Source organism: Planococcus faecalis (assembly GCF_002009235.1).
Taxonomy (GTDB): Bacteria; Bacillota; Bacilli; order Bacillales_A; family Planococcaceae; genus Planococcus; species Planococcus kocurii.
The window spans coordinates 2,058,050-2,076,035 of the sequence record NZ_CP019401.1 but is presented as its reverse complement, the minus strand read 5'-3'; the positions used below and the strand labels follow the sequence as shown (position 1 = coordinate 2,076,035).

The following is a 17,986-nucleotide window of genomic DNA, read 5'->3' as shown; positions in this document are numbered from 1 at the left end:
AATTCGTTAAAAGAGAGCTGAAAATGATATAGGTAAACATGTTACAATGAAGGGAATCTGAATAAAGGGGTACGCGTATGATCATTTTATTAACTGTAGCAATAGCCCCGGGTCTGGCGCTTTTCAGTTATTTGTATTTGCGCGATCAATTTGCAGGTGAACCGTCAAAACTGATATTTCAAAGTTTTGTGTACGGAGCCGTATTGACGTTCCCGATTCTTTTTGTTCAATATGTATTCAATGCTGAAGGTGTCTTTACGAATAGCTTTATGCAAAATGTTTTGTTTTCGAGTGTAATTGAAGAGTTTTTTAAATGGTTGGTCTTGTTAATTGCAGTCTATCGTCACGTCGATTTCGAGGATCCTTACGATGGAATTTTGTATGGGGCGAGTGTTTCTCTTGGATTCGCTACAATTGAGAATATTTTGTACTTACTTGAGTTCGGATTAGAGACTGCTTTTATACGAGCATTCTTGCCGGTATCGAGCCACGCGTTATTTGGTGTTGTCATGGGCTATTATTTTGGGAAAGCCAAATTTAGTAAAAGCCATAAGCGCAGACGGTGGATTGGTTGGGCACTTGTCAGTTCGGTAATTCTTCACTGGGCATATAATAGTAGCCTGTATATTTATGATAATATTATATACGGAGCTATTCCATTTATGCTGTTCTTATGGTGGTTTGGTCTTCTGAAAGTTAAACAAGCTCACCAACTTTCCATGTCGCATTATGGCGAAGATCCTTCTTCTATACCGTCAGAAGAGTAAAGTAAATACCGAGGAAAAGTCTTATACATAAAGACTTTTTTTTTATGTTAAAATATGATGAATACATAGGATGAGGTGACTATTTTGGTGAAACCGATACAAATAGCAATCGATGGACCAGCAGCTGCGGGAAAAAGCACAATTGCAAAAATCGTAGCAGAAAAACTGGGCTATGTTTACATCGATACCGGTGCCATGTACCGAGCTATTACATTAAAAGCATTAACAGAGAAGATTAATTTGGCTAGTAATGAAGAAGCCGGTAAATTACTACAGAAAACTGAAATTGATTTGCAACCGTCAGAAGACGGACAGTTGGTATTTCTTGATAAAAAAGATGTGACTGAGGCAATTCGTTCTCAACATGTCACAAAAGCTGTGTCTCAAATGGCCGCTCATGAACTGGTTCGTCTTCGCATGGTTGAATTGCAGCAGCAATTAGCAGAAGGGCGCGGAGTCGTTATGGATGGTCGAGATATCGGCACGCATGTCCTTCCAAGTGCTGCTTTAAAAGTATTTATGTCGGCATCGGTTGAAGAACGTGCCAGAAGAAGATTCGAAGAAAACAAAAATAGAGATATTTTAACTCCGCTTGAGGAGCTTCAGGCGGAAATAGCTATGCGGGATAAAATGGACAGTGAACGCAAAGTAGCGCCTTTGCGAAAAGCGGAAGATGCTATTTTTCTTGATACAACTAACCTGACAATTGATCAGGCAGCCGGAGAAATATTGAAATTGGCTGAAGAAAGGTTGATGTAAAGTGAACTTATATGCAGTTGGAAAAGGACTTGTAAAAACAGTATTAAGCCCATTGTATCGTTTCGAAGTAATCGGAATTGAGAATTTCCCGAAAGAAGGCGGCATTCTTCTTTGTTCGAATCATATCAATGCACTCGATCCGCCTGTTGTTGGAATGACCGCTCCTAGAACGGTTCATTTCATGGCAAAAGAAGAATTATTCAATGCGCCGATACTCAAATCAATTTTGCCGAAAGTAAATGCTTTTCCCGTAAAACGTGGAATGAGCGACCGAGAAGCTCTTCGTACGGCATTAAAAATATTGAAAAGTGGAGAAGTTGTTGGTTTGTTTCCAGAAGGAACACGCTCGACAGATGGAGTATTACAAAAAGGCCTTAGCGGAGCAGGTTTTTTTGCACTTCGTGGCAATGCAGACGTTATGCCTTGTGCAATTATCGGACCGTATAAAGCGTTTCGAAAAGTGCGCGTAGTTTATGGCGAGCCAATCCGCATGGCACCTTTTCGTGAACGAAAAGCTTCAGTCGATGAGGTAACTGAAGCCATTATGTCGAGTATCCAGAATATTCTTAATGACTATGCGAGTAATAAGTGATAATTTTTGTTTTTATTAGAGAATTCGCATAAAATAGAAGATGGATAGTTTGTGAAGGAGGGCTACTTATGTCAGAGGAAACGAATATGATGGAAAACCGTGACTTCCAAACAGGAGATCGCGTCAAAGGGGTAGTAGCAAAAATAGAAGAAAAAGCAGTCACGGTAACAATTGAAGGTGCACCATTTGATGGTATTATTCCAATCAGTGAGTTATCAAGTCTGCATATTGAAAAAGCATCAGATTCGGTAGAAGTTGGAGATGAACTGGATTTGATCATCACAAAAATTGAAGATGAGAATTTCGTTTTATCCAAGCGTAAAGTGGATGCCGAACTGGCATGGGGCGAATTGGAGAAGAAATTTGAGTCTGGTGAAATTATTGAAGCTGAAGTTAAAGACGTTGTAAAAGGCGGTTTAGTGGTCGACTTAGGTGTCCGTGGATTTGTCCCGGCTTCTTTAGTGGAAGATTACTTTGTTGAGTCTTTTGAAGACTATAAAGGAAAAGAATTGACGTTTAAAATTGTAGAAATGGAAAAAGAAAATAATCGGTTGATTCTTTCGCATCGTGCCGTTATCGAAAAAGAAAAAGAGTCGCAAAAAGAAAAAGTGATGGAAAAAATTCATGCTGGAGATGAGCTGAAAGGCAAAGTGCAACGTATTGCTTCTTTCGGTGCTTTTGTTGACATCGGTGGTGTAGATGGTTTGGTCCATATTTCACAGTTGTCTCATGAACACGTGGAAAAAGTTTCTGATGTCGTAACCGAAGGTCAAGAAGTTACGGTCAAAGTACTATCTGTCGATCGTGATTCAGAACGTATTTCGTTGTCTATTAAAGACACGCTTCCTGGACCATGGGACACGATTGATGAAAAAGCACCAAAAGGTTCTGTTCATACTGGAACGGTTAAGCGTCTTGTTAGTTATGGGGCGTTTGTAGAAGTTCTACCGGGTGTAGAAGGTCTTGTTCACATTTCACAAATTGCACACAAACACATCGCAACGCCGAACGAAGAATTATCAGAAGGTCAAGAAGTGCAAGTTAAAGTACTTGAAGTCAATAAAGCGGACAAGCGGTTGTCTCTTAGTATTAAAGAATTACAAGAAAAACAGGGTGACCAAGATTTCTCGAATTACGAAATGCCTGAAGAGTCTTCTGGTTTTTCAATTAGTGATGTGATCGGCGATAAACTTAAAGGTTTTAAACCTGAATAATATGTCAAGAGCTGAGCGTAAAATGGATCATATACAATTTGCTTTATCGACAGGGCAAAGTAAAAAAAATATGTTTAACGATATTCGATTTGTTCATCAAGCTTTACCGAACTCAGCGGTTTCTAATAGGTGCATAAAGCCAAAAATAGGTGATTTGAATTTAGAATCACCTGTTTTTATTAATGCGATGACAGGCGGTGGTGGACGGGCTACTCAACAATTGAATAGTCTGTTGGCAAGAGTTGCTCGGGAAACCGGGATGGCTATGGCTGTAGGATCTCAAATGGCTGCGCTTAAAGATTCGAATGAGCGGCAGTCTTATACGGTTGTCAGAAGAGAAAATCCGAATGGTATCTTATTTGGTAACCTTGGTAGCGAAGCGACCGTGCAACAAGCGCAAGATGCAGTCGAGATGATAGAAGCGAATGCACTACAGATTCATTTAAATGTTGTGCAAGAGCTGACGATGCCAGAAGGAGATCGTGACTTCCGAGGAGCTCTTGAACGCATACAAGCGATTGCTGAGAAGCTTGATGTTCCGGTAATTGTTAAAGAAACAGGATTTGGTATATCTCGTGAAACTGCGGAGAAACTGAAGGGAAGTGCAGTTTCAGTAATTGATGTCAGTGGCTTTGGCGGCACAAACTTTTCATTGATCGAAAATGAACGTCGCAAGATAAAAATGGCTTATTTTGACGACTGGGGTATTCCGACAGCAGCAGCAATTGTAGAAGTAAAGAGTGTTTTTGATAAAACAGTTTTTGCTTCAGGCGGCATTCAAAATGCACAGGATATGATTAAAGCATTTATGCTGGGAGCTGATGCGGTAGGTCTTGCAGGTGCTTTTTTAAAAACGGCGATGCAAGAAGGCGAAAAACAGCTAATCGATGATATACATGCGCTCTATGAAGACTTGGCAATGATGATGACAGCTCTTGGAGCAAATAACTTGGTAGATTTGCAAAAATGTCCAGCAGTTATCACGGGAGAATTAGCACAATATCTCATCGCCAGAGGCTTTAATCCGGCATCCTATGCAAATGTGAAGAAAAACTGAATATTGCACATATAAGGGGGATGGACATTTAACAGATGCCATCGCCTTTTTCGTGTATAATAGGCATATCAGAAGTGGAAGGATGAAGTGATTATGTCAAAACCGGTAGTAGCAATAGTTGGCCGGCCGAACGTTGGTAAGTCCACGATATTCAATCGCGTGGTAGGAGAACGGGTTTCAATTGTGGAAGATATTCCAGGAGTAACGCGTGACCGTATTTACAGCTCGGCAGATTGGTTAACACATGAATTCAATATTATAGACACAGGCGGTATCGATCTTCGAGACGAGCCGTTTCTTGAACAAATTCGTCAGCAGGCAGAAATTGCTATGGATGAAGCAGACGTTATTATTTTTCTTGTAAATGGACGCGATGGCGTGACTAATCAAGACGAACAAGTAGCAAAAATTTTATATAAGACGAAAAAACCAGTTATTTTAGCAGTTAACAAGATTGATAATCCTGACATGCGCCATATGATTTATGACTTTTATACGTTGGGAATGGGCGAACCTTTCCCTCTTTCAGGATCCCATGGTTTAGGCCTAGGAGATTTACTGGACGAAGTAGCTAAAAACTTCCCTCAAGACGATGATGAGGAATATCCAGATGATGTTATTAAATTCTCATTAATTGGTCGTCCTAACGTCGGCAAATCTTCTCTCGTAAATTCATTCCTTGGAGAAGAACGTGTCATCGTCAGTGAAGTTGCGGGAACGACGCGCGACGCTATTGATACACAGTACGTCTACAATGAGCAGCCTTATGTCATCATTGACACAGCTGGAATGCGTAAAAAAGGGAAAGTTTACGAAACAACAGAAAAATACAGTGTTTTACGTGCATTGCGTGCGATTGAACGCTCAGATGTTGTTTTAGTGGTTTTGAACGCCGAAGAAGGTATTCAGGAACAAGATAAGAAAATTGCTGGATATGCTCACGAGGCAGGTAAAGCAGTAATTATTATTGTTAATAAATGGGATGCTATCGAAAAAGATGAAAAAACAATGAATGTTTTTTCTCGTAAAATCCGTGAGCATTTCTTATTCCTTGACTATGCTCCTATTATGTTTGTATCCGCAATTAGTGGCAAACGAGTGCATAGTATTTTAGAAATCGTTAACAAAGTAAATGATAATCATTCAAGAAGAATTCAATCGAGCATTCTAAATGAAGTTATAGAAGATGCAGTTGCTATGAATCCAGCACCATCGGACAATGGCCGTCGTTTGCGTGTTTATTACGCAACACAAGTCGCCATTAAGCCACCGACATTTGTAGTGTTTGTAAATGAGCCTGAAATAATGCATTTTAGTTATGAACGCTTCTTGCAAAACCGGATTCGCGAAAGTTTCGACTTTGAAGGAACTCCTCTTCGTCTTATAACGAGAGCTCGTACTTAAGATAAAAAGGTGGGTTTAACTTATGGAAAAAGTTTCTGTTTTTGGGGCAGGGAGCTGGGGAACTGCATTGAGCTATGTACTTGCTCAAAACGGCCATGATTTACTGCTTTGGACACATCGTCAGGAACAAGCTGATGAAATTAATCAACATACAAATAAACGTTATTTAAAAGAGATACAACTACCAGACAGTTTAAAGGCGACAAGCAATTTGCCACAGGCTGTAGCACATGGGAATGTCTTAGTTTTGGCTGTACCCACAAAAGCAATCCGAGAAGTTTGCCAGGATATCAAAGAAAATCTTGATCGCAAAGTCTTATTCGTTCATGTTTCTAAAGGCATTGAACCGGATTCTTTAAAGCGAATCAGCGAAATGATCCGTGAAGAAATTCCGGAGCAATGGATTGAAGATGTTGTTGTACTGTCCGGACCAAGTCATGCTGAAGAAGTGGTTCAAGAGCATCCAACGACTGTTACGGCAGCTTGTGAGAATACGGAAGCGGCCATTCGAATTCAAGACTTATTCATGAATGGGTATTTCCGCGTTTATACGAATACGGATGTAATTGGTGTCGAAATTGGTGGTGCTTTAAAAAATATTATCGCATTAGCAGTTGGGATTACTGATGGATTAGGGTTTGGGGATAACGCAAAAGCGGCTATTATGACACGCGGGTTAGCGGAAATTGCACGGCTCGGTGTGAAAATGGGAGCAACACCTTTAACTTTCTCTGGTTTGACCGGGGTGGGAGATTTGATTGTTACTTGTACGAGTGTCCATTCGCGTAATTGGCGAGCAGGCAATATGCTAGGTAAAGGAAAGTCTTTAGATGAAGTGCTAGAAGAAATGGGCATGGTTGTTGAAGGAATCCGGACTACTAAAGCGGCTTATCAATTGTCGAAAGCATATGATGTACCGATGCCAATTACTGCTGCACTTTACGCGGTTCTTTTTGACAATGTGTCAACAGATGACGCAGTTGGAAAGTTGATGGGGCGCATGAAAAAGAACGAAATGGAAGATTTGATAGACTTGCTTTAATTGTCACAAAAGAAGAGGATGCTTAAGGCTGACTCTTCTTTTTTTGTGCTATACTATGGACTGAAACACTACGAAAGGCGGGCAATTATGAGTGCTTTAGATAAAATGTGGGTGTCATTTGCTGGAATTGCTTTTTTGATGATTTCTATGGGTATGATTTACTTGAGCAGATATAAACTGAAGAACGGAATTCTTAAATTTACTTTTGCGTTAATTGCTTATATCTTGCTAATACTAGGATTTTTCATCATGGTATTCACAGTATTTAGTGGCCCAACAGGCGGCGCGTGAGGTGAGAAAAATGAAAAAAACGGCAATGATTATGATGCTCTTGCTAGTGGGTGGATTTTTAACAGCTTGCGGATATCCGCAAAATGAGCGAGCTGAAAACCAAATTCCTTATGAAGATCAATTAATCACTGTGCAAAATGCAGTAAATCAGTATAGAGACGCTACGGGTGGCTTATTACCAATAAAAACGCGTGATATGGATATAGATCAATACATCAAATACCCGGTGGATTTCTCGAAACTTGTTCCTACGTATACTGCAGAAATACCAACAAATGCATTTGAAACGGGTGGTGTTTTTCAGTATGTTCTAATGGACGTTGAAGAAAATCCAACGGTAAAATTGGTTGATTTACAGGCTGCGGAAGCGATAAGATCTGTGAACGTGCGAAAAAGTGCTAACGGTGGACAAGCTCCGATTGCTGAAATTCTTTCAGACAATGTCTATAAATTTAATCATGAAGCCATGGGTTTTTCTGAGGAACCGACTGTCGTCAGCCCTTATAGTGGAAGAAATTTACCAATGGTAATTACCGGTAATGGAGATGTCTATATCGATTATGCCATGGATCTTTTTACAGCACTCCAAGAATACAAGGGTGAGTTAAAACCAGGTCAGGATATTCGTTTTATTCTTTATGAAGACAATCCTGTCGTCCCTGCCTATTCACTTCCTTACACCGTAGATGAAAATAATGAACCGATATTCTTAACAGAATAAAACATTGATTTGCCGCGTTTTAATAGAAATAGCCGCTTTTTAGAAAATTTTGTTAGTATTTGGTGGTTTTATTCGGTAAGTGGGCTGTTTGTTGTTGCTATGCGATTTTCGATGTGATACTCTTTTTACAGGATTGATGGTTGCATCCCCTTTGAGAGGAGGTGAATAGCATGAACAAAACAGAATTAGTGAACTCTGTTGCTGAAGCAGCTGAGCTTTCTCGTAAAGACGCTGCCAAAGCAGTTGACGCTGCATTTGAGACGATTCAAGACGCTTTAACTAAAGGTGAAAAAGTACAGTTGATCGGATTCGGTAACTTTGAAGTACGCGAACGCGCGGCCCGCAAAGGACGTAACCCGCAAACTGGTGCTGAAATCGAGATCGCTGCAAGCAAAGTTCCTGCATTTAAGCCAGGTAAAGCGCTTAAAGACGCAGTGAAGTAAGCTTTAGCCTCTGTACATAGGATGACTTTTGCGAGACACAATCTTGCAAAAGTCATCCTTTTTTTGAGCCAAGATTTTGCGAAACACCTGTGCGTGTGCTACGATTCATGTGAGAAAAGCGCAGGAAGCCGTCAAGACCCGACAAGCATAAGACGCCTTGGCGAAGCGGCGGTATTCAGCCGCACAGCCAAGGTGCCTTATGATCTCGAGGGGCTGGCTTTCGGAGCTAGCCAATAGAGAAAAGCGCAGGAAGCCGTCAAGACCCGACAAGCATAAGACGCCTTGGCGAAGCGGCGGTGTTCAGCCGCACATTAAGGCATCTTAACAAACCGATAAAGCGCATTGCTTAATCTTAATGGGTAAAGCCCTTAAGGCTGAATAGTGAACTTCTAACGCATATAAAAATAATAGCAGCAGCCATCCTGCTGCCAAAACAAATAACCGATTCGTTTTCAACAGGGGGAAGTAAAATGATAGATGTCAAAGCCCAAAAAGTAGACCTTGCTAAAATAGAAAAAGCGGTCTCAATGATTTTAGAGGCAGTTGGGGAAGACGTAGACCGAGAAGGATTAGCGGATACGCCTAAAAGGGTAGCTAAGATGTATGCAGAAGTATTTTCTGGATTGAAAGAAGATCCAAAAGAATATTTTAAAACGGTGTTTCATGAAGGTCATGAAGAATTGGTGCTGGTCAAAGATATTCCTTTTTACTCAATGTGCGAACATCACCTTGTTCCTTTTTTTGGTAAAGCACATATTGCCTATATTCCTCGTGACGGAATTGTGACAGGCTTAAGTAAATTAGCTCGTGCTGTAGAAACGGTGTCAAAACGACCTCAGCTTCAAGAACGAATTACTTCGACAATTGCAGATTCACTAATGGAAACATTAAATCCACATGGTGTATATGTAATGGTCGAAGCGGAACATATGTGCATGACCATGAGAGGCATCAAGAAGCCAGGCGCAAAAACGGTAACAGCTGTTTCGCGCGGAGTTCTCGAAACCGATACGATCAAGCGTTCTGAAGTAATCACATATATCAATATGAACTAATACTAAAAAAGTGGGTGTTAAAATGGCTCAGACAGAATACATTGTTATTCGCGCTCAAGAAGACGGCGTGAATGTAATAGGATTAACTCGAGGTAACGACACAAAATTTCACCATACTGAAAAATTAGATAAAGGCGAAGTAATGATTGCACAATTTACCGAGCATACTTCAGCTATGAAAATTCGTGGCAAAGCGGAGATTCATTCTGCTCACGGTATCGTTGAAAGTGAAGCTAAAAAATAAACGATATTGCTGAAGGCAAGGCTTTGCCTGTGATATACTAGTATAGTATGGCTAAATCATGAATGGAGCAAGCAGTATGAAGGGACACCAAATACAATCGAAAATTATTTCTATGGAAATCGAGGTCTTAGATGCTGTTCGGCAACGGACACTCGATCAGTTTACAGAAGGTCCCTCTGTCAAAGAGTCCCGTTTGTTTTTTTTACTGTTGCCTTTTTTCAGTGGAAAAACATGGTCGGCAGAAATTGAATCCTCTGCAAAAACGGTTTCCATCGTCTATGCGGCTTTGCATGCACACGATCAAGTAAGAGAAGATAACCCAATTAGCAAAGAGCAACAATTGACCGTGTTGGCTGGTGATTTATACAGCGGAATTTATTACCAAATGTTGGTCAATAGCAAGAATATTGCTATGGTCCAGAAATTGGCAACGGCTATCATTCAAGTGAGCGAACGGAAAACCTCTTTTTTTGAAGGGATGGACCGGTCTATTGCAGAGGTAGAAGAAGCCATCACCATTATTGAAACCGAACTTCTAATTTCTTTTTATAAATTCTACGGCTACACTGAATATGAATCACTTGCAAAACAGGCGTTGCTTTATATACGTTACGCCGATGAATTGGAGCGATTGCAGTCTAAAAACTACTCCAACTTTCTACGTGAATTAACTAGTAACTTGAATCATAAAAATTATGTAGAACACTGGCTAGTGGAAAAACTTGATAACTTACACGAGAAGATAGTGAAATCTATTGATGAGTGTTCATTGGATTACGAACTTGCACAATTCTTGCTCCATCAAATAACCCCGCACCAGCATAGAGCTGAGCAGCTGACCCGAGAAGGATGACTGATATGCCTAAAACGAAAGAACAAAGAGTCCACGAAGTATTTGAGAAAATATCCGAGAATTACGATCAAATGAATTCAGTTATTAGTTTTCAACAGCATAACAAGTGGCGTGAAGATACGATGTACAAAATGCAAGTTCCAAAAGGAGCTGCAGCTATTGATGTTTGCTGTGGCACCGCTGATTGGACCATTGCGCTTGGCGAAGCAGTAGGTGAAACAGGACGTGTAGTTGGACTAGACTTTAGTCAAAACATGCTAAATGTTGGCCACGACAAGACGAAAGATATGCCTCAAATCAAACTGATCCAAGGCAATGCAATGTCACTGCCGTACCCGGATAATTCTTTTGATTTTGCGACCATCGGATTTGGGTTGCGCAATGTGCCGGATTACCGTCAAGCCCTTTCTGAAATGCATCGTGTTTTAAAGCCAGGTGGAATGATTGCTTGTCTAGAAACGTCACAACCCGAAAATATCGTATTCAAGCCATTTTTTAGAATGTATTTCCGTTTCATAATGCCGGTATTTGGTAAGCTTTTTGCTAAAAGTTACAAAGAATACTCATGGCTACAGGAATCGGCAAAATCGTTCCCCGGCATGAAACAATTAGCCAAACTGTTTGCGGAAGTCGGATTTGAAAAAGTAAAATACAAGCCTTATACAGGAGGCGCCGCCGCCCTCCATTTAGGAATAAAAAAAGTAAACTAGCGGGAGAAGGATTTTAAGTGGAAAAGATGAAGTTGAAATTGCTCTATTCCGACCTTAGACCGGAACTAGAAATGATCGAGAAGGAATTGGAACAGGCAGTGGATTCCGAGTCTCTCCTTTTAAATGATGCGTCTCTTCATTTATTACAGGCCGGAGGGAAAAGAATCCGACCTGTTTTTGTTTTGCTTGCTGGAAAATTTGGTGATTACAATATTGATGTGATGAAGCAAGTGGCAGTGCCGCTTGAATTGATTCACATGGCTTCACTGGTGCACGACGATGTCATTGACGATTCAGAAATTCGTAGAGGCCGACCGACAGTCAAAGCACAATGGAATAACAGCGTAGCGATGTATACAGGTGATTTTATTTTGGCGCGAGCGTTAGAACGCATTACTGAAATTACAGCTCCGCGAGTTCATGAAATATTATCTAAAACGTTGATTGAAGTGTGCAGAGGCGAAATTATTCAAATTCAAGACAAGTATAAATTAGATCAAAATTTGCGAGATTATTTCCGCCGCATCAAGCGCAAGACTGCGTTGTTGATTTCATCAAGCTGTGAATTGGGTGCGCTTGTTTCAGGTACCGATGAGAAAACTGCGGCGCATTTACGTCGTTTTGGGTATTTTATCGGCATGTCATTTCAAATTATTGACGATATTCTTGATTTTACCTCTACCGATGAAGAACTTGGAAAACCAGCGGGCAGCGATTTCATTCAAGGGAATATCACCTTGCCTATTTTATGTGCGCGGAAAGATCCTGAAATCTATCAACTGTTAAAAGCCAATTTGAATAAGGAACTATCCGACCATGAACGATTGGAAATTGTCGGAATCATTCGCAATAGTTCCGGAATCGAAGAAGCGAAAGCAATGAGTGAACGATACTTACAGAAGGCGTTACGCGAACTTTCTTTCTTGCCAAAAGGACCAGGAGTAAAAACGATGCGAAAAATTGCATTCTTTATCGGTAAACGAAATTTTTAAGTTGTTGGTTGACAAATGACTCGACAATGATAGTATTTTTTAAGGTGGGCAAAATGCCCGAGCTTTTAATAGAGGAGTGTTTACATTGGAAAAAACATTTTTAATGGTTAAACCAGATGGCGTTCAACGCAACGTAATCGGAGAAATCGTCGCACGTTTCGAGAAAAAAGGATATCACTTAGTAGGTGCTAAATTGATGCAAATTCCTACTGAGTTGGCTGAAGAGCATTACGGCGAGCATAAAGAGCGTCCATTCTTCGGTGAATTGGTTGAATTTATCACTTCAGGTCCTGTATTCGCAATGGTTTGGGAAGGCGAAAACGTTATTTTGACTGCACGTCAAATGATGGGCGCGACAAACCCGAAAGATGCAGCTTCAGGAACTATCCGCGGCGACTTCGCAGTTACTGTCGGCAAAAACATGATTCACGGTTCAGATTCTGCTGAAAGTGCAGAACGCGAGATCGGCTTGTTCTTCAAAGAAGAAGAATTGGTTTCATATGAAAAAACAATGAACAACTGGGTTAACTAATCCAATTTTTAAAAAAGCAGCCTAGCTGCTTTTTTTTATTTATCTTGAGAGTCTGCCAAGAAATGTGGCTGCTCTTTTTTTAGGTTGGAAGTGCTTAAGTGATGAAGGAAAAAAATCTCAATTGATTGAAGTTTCACTTTATCTAATTTTCATATAGAATTGAAGAAATACCTTGTGGTATAGTGGTACATAAATACTTTAGCACGTTGAAGGGAGAAAGCGTAAATGCGTTATTTAACAGCAGGAGAATCACATGGTCCGCAATTGACTGCCATCATCGAGGGATTGCCGGCGCAGTTGCCTTTAACGGCAGAAATAGTTAATAAAGAATTAAAAAGAAGACAAGGCGGCCATGGTCGTGGTAGAAGAATGCAAATCGAAAAAGATACAGTTGAAATTGTGTCAGGTGTTCGACATGGTAAAACTTTAGGTTCACCTGTCGCTTTAGTTGTGAAAAATGACGATTGGAAACATTGGACATCGATTATGGGGATTGAGCCGATAGAGGATACAGAAGAAGTAAAGCGTCAGTTATCGCGTCCACGTCCTGGTCATGCTGATTTAAATGGCGGTATGAAATATGGTCACCGTGATCTTCGAAACGTCTTAGAACGTTCTTCAGCACGTGAAACAACGGTACGCGTAGCAGTTGGTGCAGTAGCAAAGCAGTTACTTGCTGAACTCGGCATCAAAATTGTTTCACATGTGACTGAAATAGGTGGAATTAAAGTAAATCCAGAAAGTTACCTTGGAAAGTCTGTAGATGAAATTCGAGAAATTGTTGAAAATGATGCTGTTTATTGCGCTGATCCAACGGTGACTCAGGAAATGATGGATTTAATAGATAAAACCAAGAAAAACGGTGATTCTATCGGTGGAACAGTAGAAGTGATCGTGGAAGGCATGCCTGCTGGAATTGGTAGCTATGTCCATTACGACCGGAAACTGGACGCTAAATTAGCAGCTGCCATTATGAGCATAAACGCCTTCAAAGGGGTTGAATTTGGTCTAGGGTTTGAAATGGCTAGAAAACCAGGCAGTGAAGTTCATGATGAAATTCTTTGGGATCAAGAAAATGGCTACACACGCAAAACGAATAATCTCGGAGGTTTCGAGGGCGGAATGACGACTGGAATGCCTATTATCGTTAGAGGTGTAATGAAGCCGATTCCGACTTTGTATAAGCCGCTTAATAGTGTGGATATTGAAACGAAAGAACCTTTTCAAGCAAGTATTGAGCGTTCTGACAGCTGTGCCGTTCCGGCAGCTTCGATTGTTGCTGAGCACGTAGTCGCATGGGAAGTCGCAAACGCATTGTTGGATCAGTTCGACGCAGATCAAATGCCTCGCTTAGTAGATAATCTGAAAAATTACCTGGAATACACGAAGGAGTTTTAAGAATGAAGCAATTGCGAGTCGAGGCAAATCATCCTTATATGGTTCATATCGGTGCGGGAGCTTTCGATTTGTTCGCAAATGCTTATCGCCCTTTGCTAGATAATGCCGATCGAATTGTGGTTATCGTCGACAAACAAGTGGCAGAGCTTCATTTACCGTATTTATTAGCTCATTTAACAGATTGGGACGTTCGTGTGTTAACAATTCCGGCTGGAGAAAGTGCAAAGTCCGTGGAAACCTTTATGGCGTGTCACAGCTTTCTGCTTTCCGAAAATTGCTCAAGAGCTTCTTTGCTACTCGCTTTTGGTGGAGGCGCGACAGGAGATGTAGCCGGATTTGTTGCTTCGACTTTCATGCGGGGCATCTCGTTTATCCAGCTTCCAACGACGATTTTGGCTCATGATAGTGCAGTCGGCGGTAAAACAGCCATCAATCATGAGTTAGGAAAAAATATGATCGGTACATTTTATCAACCAAAAGCCGTTTTGTATGATAGTAAATTGCTGGCAACTTTACCTGTTCAAGAAGTACGTTCAGGTATGGCTGAAGTGATCAAGCACGCCTTTATATCTAATGAAGAGTGGCTGAATGAATTATTGGCTATTGAGAACTTTAAAGACATGACAGAAGACGATTTGAATCGCCATTTGGAAAAAGGCATTGCTGTAAAAGCGGCGATTGTTGAAGAAGACGAATTTGAAGGCGGCGTTCGTAAATACTTGAATTTTGGTCATACGTTGGCACACGCATTAGAAGGACATCTGGGTTATGGCAAACTTACACACGGAGAAGCCGTCGTGCTTGGAATGTCTTATGCTCTTCTTTTGTCAGAGCATAGTAAATTAGCTGAATTTATCAGGTGGTCTAGTACAAATGGCTATCCCCTTCATTTACTACAAGAAATTCATTTTGAGGCATTGTTGCCTTATATGAAAAAAGATAAAAAATCTTCAAGAGGAACACTGAATTTTGTTTTACTTGAACGCACAGGCAAACCGTTTGTAGAACAAATTGAAGAGCAGCACGCACGTGCAACCTATGAAAAGTTAGTCTTACAGATAGGAGAAGTGATTAGATGATACGTGGAGTACGAGGTGCAATTACAGTTTCTGTAGACCAGCCAGAAGAAGTATTAAAAGAAACACAACGGCTAGTGTTAGAAATGGCTAAAGAAAACAATATTGAACCAGATGATGTTGCGTCAGTCATCATTTCGACGACGACTGATATTTCATCTGCTTTTCCGGCGAAAGCTGTTCGGACAATTGCGGAATGGACATATGTACCCGTCATGTGCACACATGAAATGGACGTTCCTGGGAGTATGCCTCTATGTATCCGTGTCATGATGCACGTTAATACCGTGCTGGGTCAGCAAGACATTCACCATATTTATTTGAACGAAGCGATAAAGCTGCGTCCGGATTTATCTGCTAAAAGCCAGGTGAGTTCGACGTGACAACTCATATTTTAATTATTGGATTAGGCCTGATTGGCGGGTCGCTCGCAAAAGCGCTTCAGCGTAATCAGGATGTCCATGTCGCAGGGTACGATGCCGATCCATTGACCGCTAGAAAAGCTTTTAAAATGGGGATCATACATAGTTCGCCGCCATCACTTGAACAAGCAGCATCAGAAGCTGATGTTATCGTCTTTGCTACACCCGTAGGGGCTACAATCAAGTTAATGGAACAAAGTAAATATTGGCAGTTGAAAGATGATGTCATCTTGACAGATACGGGTAGTACTAAAATACAAATAATGGAATCTTCGAAAAGCTTGAACCATCTTTTTATAGGCGGTCATCCAATGGCGGGATCGCATAAGAGTGGGGTAGAAGCAGCAAAAGAAGTGTTATTTGAAAATGCCTATTATATTTTAACACCTGGTAACGCGACGGACGATGAACGTTTACAATTTTTAAAGGAATTATTGTCAGTTACCAAAGCGAAAATTAAAATATTGCCAGCAGAAGAGCATGATCATATGACAGCGATAGTGAGTCATTTCCCACATTTGATTGCAGCATCACTGGTTCATCAATTAGATCAAGAGGATAAATTTCCTTTTGCTCGACAACTAGCGGCTGGTGGTTTCCGGGATACGACGCGTATCGCTTCGGCAAATCCCGAAATGTGGAGAGATATCACCACTCAAAATAATACAATGATTGTTCAGCAGTTGGATAATTGGATGGAGCAAATGGAACAATTAAAACAGATGCTTAAAAAAAATGATCCAGAACCGATTCAACAATTTTTCTCGCATGCTAAGACAGTACGGGACGAGTTGCCGATTTCTGGGCATGGTGCGATGTTCTCGGTATTCGATTTGTATATCGATGTACCCGATATACCGGGTATTATCTCGGAGTTAACTGGCTATCTAGCAGAAGAAGAAATCAGTATTGTCAATCTTCGAATTTTGGAAACGCGTGAAGACGTATTTGGTATTCTTGTTATCAGTTTCCAAACAACGGAAGATCGTGCGCGCGCACAAAAATGCATGATGACGCGAACTGTATACGATACATATATTTCCTGAAAGGACGGATAAGCCCGTGGTATTATCTTTAGCGTTTAAAAAACCAGCCTTAAAAGGCACCATTCAAGTTCCAGGGGACAAATCAATTTCTCACAGAGCTATTATGTTTGGATCTATGGCAACAGGGACAACGACAGTAGAAGGTTTTCTTATGGGAGACGATTGCCTAAGCACCATCTCCTGTTTTAAAAAGCTGGGCGTAAAAATTAATATTACAGAAGACTTAGTGACCATTCAAAGTAGAGGAGAAGATTCTTGGAAAGAGCCTTCTGAAGTTTTGGATACCGGGAACTCGGGAACGACAACAAGATTAATGCTTGGATTATTGGCGGGAACTTCTTTTCATTCAATTTTAGTGGGAGATGAGTCTATTGCAAAGCGTCCAATGAGACGCATCATCGATCCGCTTCGCGAAATGGGTGCAGATATTCGAGGGCGAGAAGACGGACAATACACACCTTTAGCAGTTCAAGGAACACCGTTAAAGGCGATTGACTATACATTGCCAGTTGCTAGTGCTCAAGTAAAATCCGCCATTTTATTGGCTGCATTAAAAGCAAATGGCAAAACGATTATTCATGAGCCAATCGCTTCGCGCGACCATACAGAAATCATGCTAGAACATTTTGGCGCTACGATTACACGTGAAGACCACCAGATTAAGTTAGAAGGTGGTCAAAAGCTAACGGCTGCACATGTGAAGGTGCCGGGTGACATTTCGTCTGCGGCCTTTATGATAGGTGCTGCGTTAATTACTGAAGGGAGCACAGTGACGCTAGAAAATGTAGGGATTAATCCGACGCGGACAGGTATTTTAGATGTGATTGAACAAATGGGCGCTAATTTTGAATTGGAAGAACATGATACGCAAGGAGAACGTTCCGCAGATGTAACAATTCATTCGAGTAAATTGAAAGGAATTGAAATTGGCGGAGAGTTGATTCCACGATTGATTGACGAAATTCCTTTGATTGCCCTTATTGCTACACAGGCTGAAGGAACGACAGTGATCAGAGATGCTGAAGAGCTTCGCGTGAAAGAAACAGATCGTATTTCTGCTGTTGTCAAAGAATTGACGAAAATGGGCGCAGACATTGAAGCGACTGAAGACGGCATGATCATTCATGGACCAACGGCTTTAACCGGTGCTGAAATGACTTCTTACGGCGATCACCGCCTTGGGATGATGGCGGCAATTGCTGCGTTAATAGCATCTAGCGAAGTTGTCATTGATGACGCTGAATGCATTTCAGTTTCCTACCCTAACTTTTTTGAACAACTTAATTTACTGACAACTAGACTCTCCTGATGGGGAGTTTTTTTAGTATGATAATAACAAGATTTCGTGTAGGATGAGAGTGAGAATGT

General features: G+C 41.0%; 21 protein-coding genes. All 21 read left to right on the top strand.

What is annotated here, in order from left to right:
- Positions 1–77 precede the first annotated feature (77 nt).
- Complete coding sequence (prsW, locus tag AJGP001_RS10405) at positions 78–767, top strand: glutamic-type intramembrane protease PrsW (protein ID WP_071154489.1); 690 nt, start codon at positions 78–80, stop codon at positions 765–767.
- 84 nt (positions 768–851) lie between these two features.
- A complete protein-coding gene (gene cmk, locus AJGP001_RS10400) occupies positions 852–1,526 on the top strand; it encodes a (d)CMP kinase (RefSeq protein ID WP_177167604.1) in 675 nt (224 codons plus the stop codon).
- 1 nt (position 1,527) lies between these two features.
- Positions 1,528–2,118 carry a lysophospholipid acyltransferase family protein gene (locus tag AJGP001_RS10395; RefSeq protein ID WP_058385030.1) on the top strand — a complete coding sequence of 197 codons (591 nt, stop codon included), beginning with the start codon at positions 1,528–1,530 and terminating at the stop codon, positions 2,116–2,118.
- Between the two features lie 68 nt (positions 2,119–2,186).
- Positions 2,187–3,332 (top strand): 30S ribosomal protein S1, encoded by a 1,146-nt coding sequence (rpsA, locus tag AJGP001_RS10390; protein WP_058385031.1) that lies wholly within the window; start codon positions 2,187–2,189, stop codon positions 3,330–3,332.
- Between the two features lie 22 nt (positions 3,333–3,354).
- Positions 3,355–4,389 (top strand): type 2 isopentenyl-diphosphate Delta-isomerase, encoded by a 1,035-nt coding sequence (fni, locus tag AJGP001_RS10385; protein WP_281251052.1) that lies wholly within the window; start codon positions 3,355–3,357, stop codon positions 4,387–4,389.
- A gap of 93 nt (positions 4,390–4,482) precedes the next feature.
- Positions 4,483–5,793, top strand: coding sequence for a ribosome biogenesis GTPase Der (gene der, locus AJGP001_RS10380; RefSeq protein WP_058385033.1), 1,311 nt, complete (start codon positions 4,483–4,485; stop codon positions 5,791–5,793).
- 22 nt (positions 5,794–5,815) lie between these two features.
- A complete protein-coding gene (locus tag AJGP001_RS10375; protein ID WP_071154487.1) occupies positions 5,816–6,835 on the top strand; it encodes an NAD(P)H-dependent glycerol-3-phosphate dehydrogenase in 1,020 nt (339 codons plus the stop codon).
- Positions 6,836–6,922: 87 nt separating this feature from the next.
- A complete protein-coding gene (locus AJGP001_RS10370; protein ID WP_058385035.1) occupies positions 6,923–7,126 on the top strand; it encodes a DUF2768 domain-containing protein in 204 nt (67 codons plus the stop codon).
- A 10-nt stretch (positions 7,127–7,136) separates the two neighbouring features.
- Entirely contained in the window at positions 7,137–7,847 is a 711-nt protein-coding gene (locus tag AJGP001_RS10365; protein WP_058386878.1) for a hypothetical protein, read from the top strand.
- 170 nt (positions 7,848–8,017) lie between these two features.
- A complete protein-coding gene (locus AJGP001_RS10360) occupies positions 8,018–8,290 on the top strand; it encodes an HU family DNA-binding protein (RefSeq protein WP_006829858.1) in 273 nt (90 codons plus the stop codon).
- 470 nt (positions 8,291–8,760) lie between these two features.
- Positions 8,761–9,345 (top strand): GTP cyclohydrolase I FolE, encoded by a 585-nt coding sequence (gene folE, locus AJGP001_RS10355; protein WP_058385036.1) that lies wholly within the window; start codon positions 8,761–8,763, stop codon positions 9,343–9,345.
- A gap of 22 nt (positions 9,346–9,367) precedes the next feature.
- A complete protein-coding gene (mtrB, locus tag AJGP001_RS10350) occupies positions 9,368–9,589 on the top strand; it encodes a trp RNA-binding attenuation protein MtrB (protein ID WP_058385037.1) in 222 nt (73 codons plus the stop codon).
- Between the two features lie 76 nt (positions 9,590–9,665).
- Positions 9,666–10,442, top strand: a complete 777-nt coding sequence (locus AJGP001_RS10345) for a heptaprenyl diphosphate synthase component 1 (protein WP_058385038.1) — start codon at positions 9,666–9,668, stop codon at positions 10,440–10,442.
- Positions 10,443–10,447: 5 nt separating this feature from the next.
- A complete protein-coding gene (locus tag AJGP001_RS10340) occupies positions 10,448–11,152 on the top strand; it encodes a demethylmenaquinone methyltransferase (protein ID WP_058385039.1) in 705 nt (234 codons plus the stop codon).
- Positions 11,153–11,169: 17 nt separating this feature from the next.
- On the top strand, positions 11,170–12,144 hold the full coding sequence (gene hepT, locus AJGP001_RS10335) for a heptaprenyl diphosphate synthase component II (RefSeq protein WP_058385040.1): 975 nt from the start codon (positions 11,170–11,172) through the stop codon (positions 12,142–12,144).
- A gap of 85 nt (positions 12,145–12,229) precedes the next feature.
- Entirely contained in the window at positions 12,230–12,676 is a 447-nt protein-coding gene (gene ndk / locus AJGP001_RS10330) for a nucleoside-diphosphate kinase (RefSeq protein ID WP_058385041.1), read from the top strand.
- A gap of 225 nt (positions 12,677–12,901) precedes the next feature.
- Positions 12,902–14,074 (top strand): chorismate synthase, encoded by a 1,173-nt coding sequence (gene aroC, locus AJGP001_RS10325; protein WP_071154486.1) that lies wholly within the window; start codon positions 12,902–12,904, stop codon positions 14,072–14,074.
- Between the two features lie 2 nt (positions 14,075–14,076).
- Positions 14,077–15,153, top strand: coding sequence for a 3-dehydroquinate synthase (gene aroB, locus AJGP001_RS10320; protein WP_071154485.1), 1,077 nt, complete (start codon positions 14,077–14,079; stop codon positions 15,151–15,153).
- Positions 15,150–15,533 carry a chorismate mutase gene (gene aroH, locus AJGP001_RS10315; protein WP_058385044.1) on the top strand — a complete coding sequence of 128 codons (384 nt, stop codon included), beginning with the start codon at positions 15,150–15,152 and terminating at the stop codon, positions 15,531–15,533. The genes aroB and aroH overlap by 4 nt, the downstream gene beginning before the upstream one ends.
- A complete protein-coding gene (locus tag AJGP001_RS10310; protein WP_058385045.1) occupies positions 15,530–16,618 on the top strand; it encodes a prephenate dehydrogenase in 1,089 nt (362 codons plus the stop codon). Before aroH ends, AJGP001_RS10310 begins: the two co-directional genes overlap by 4 nt.
- A 16-nt stretch (positions 16,619–16,634) precedes the next feature.
- The gene (aroA, locus tag AJGP001_RS10305; protein ID WP_071154484.1) at positions 16,635–17,927 is read left to right on the top strand and encodes a 3-phosphoshikimate 1-carboxyvinyltransferase; all 1,293 of its coding nucleotides are present in this window, start codon (positions 16,635–16,637) and stop codon (positions 17,925–17,927) included.
- Positions 17,928–17,986: the final 59 nt, after the last annotated feature.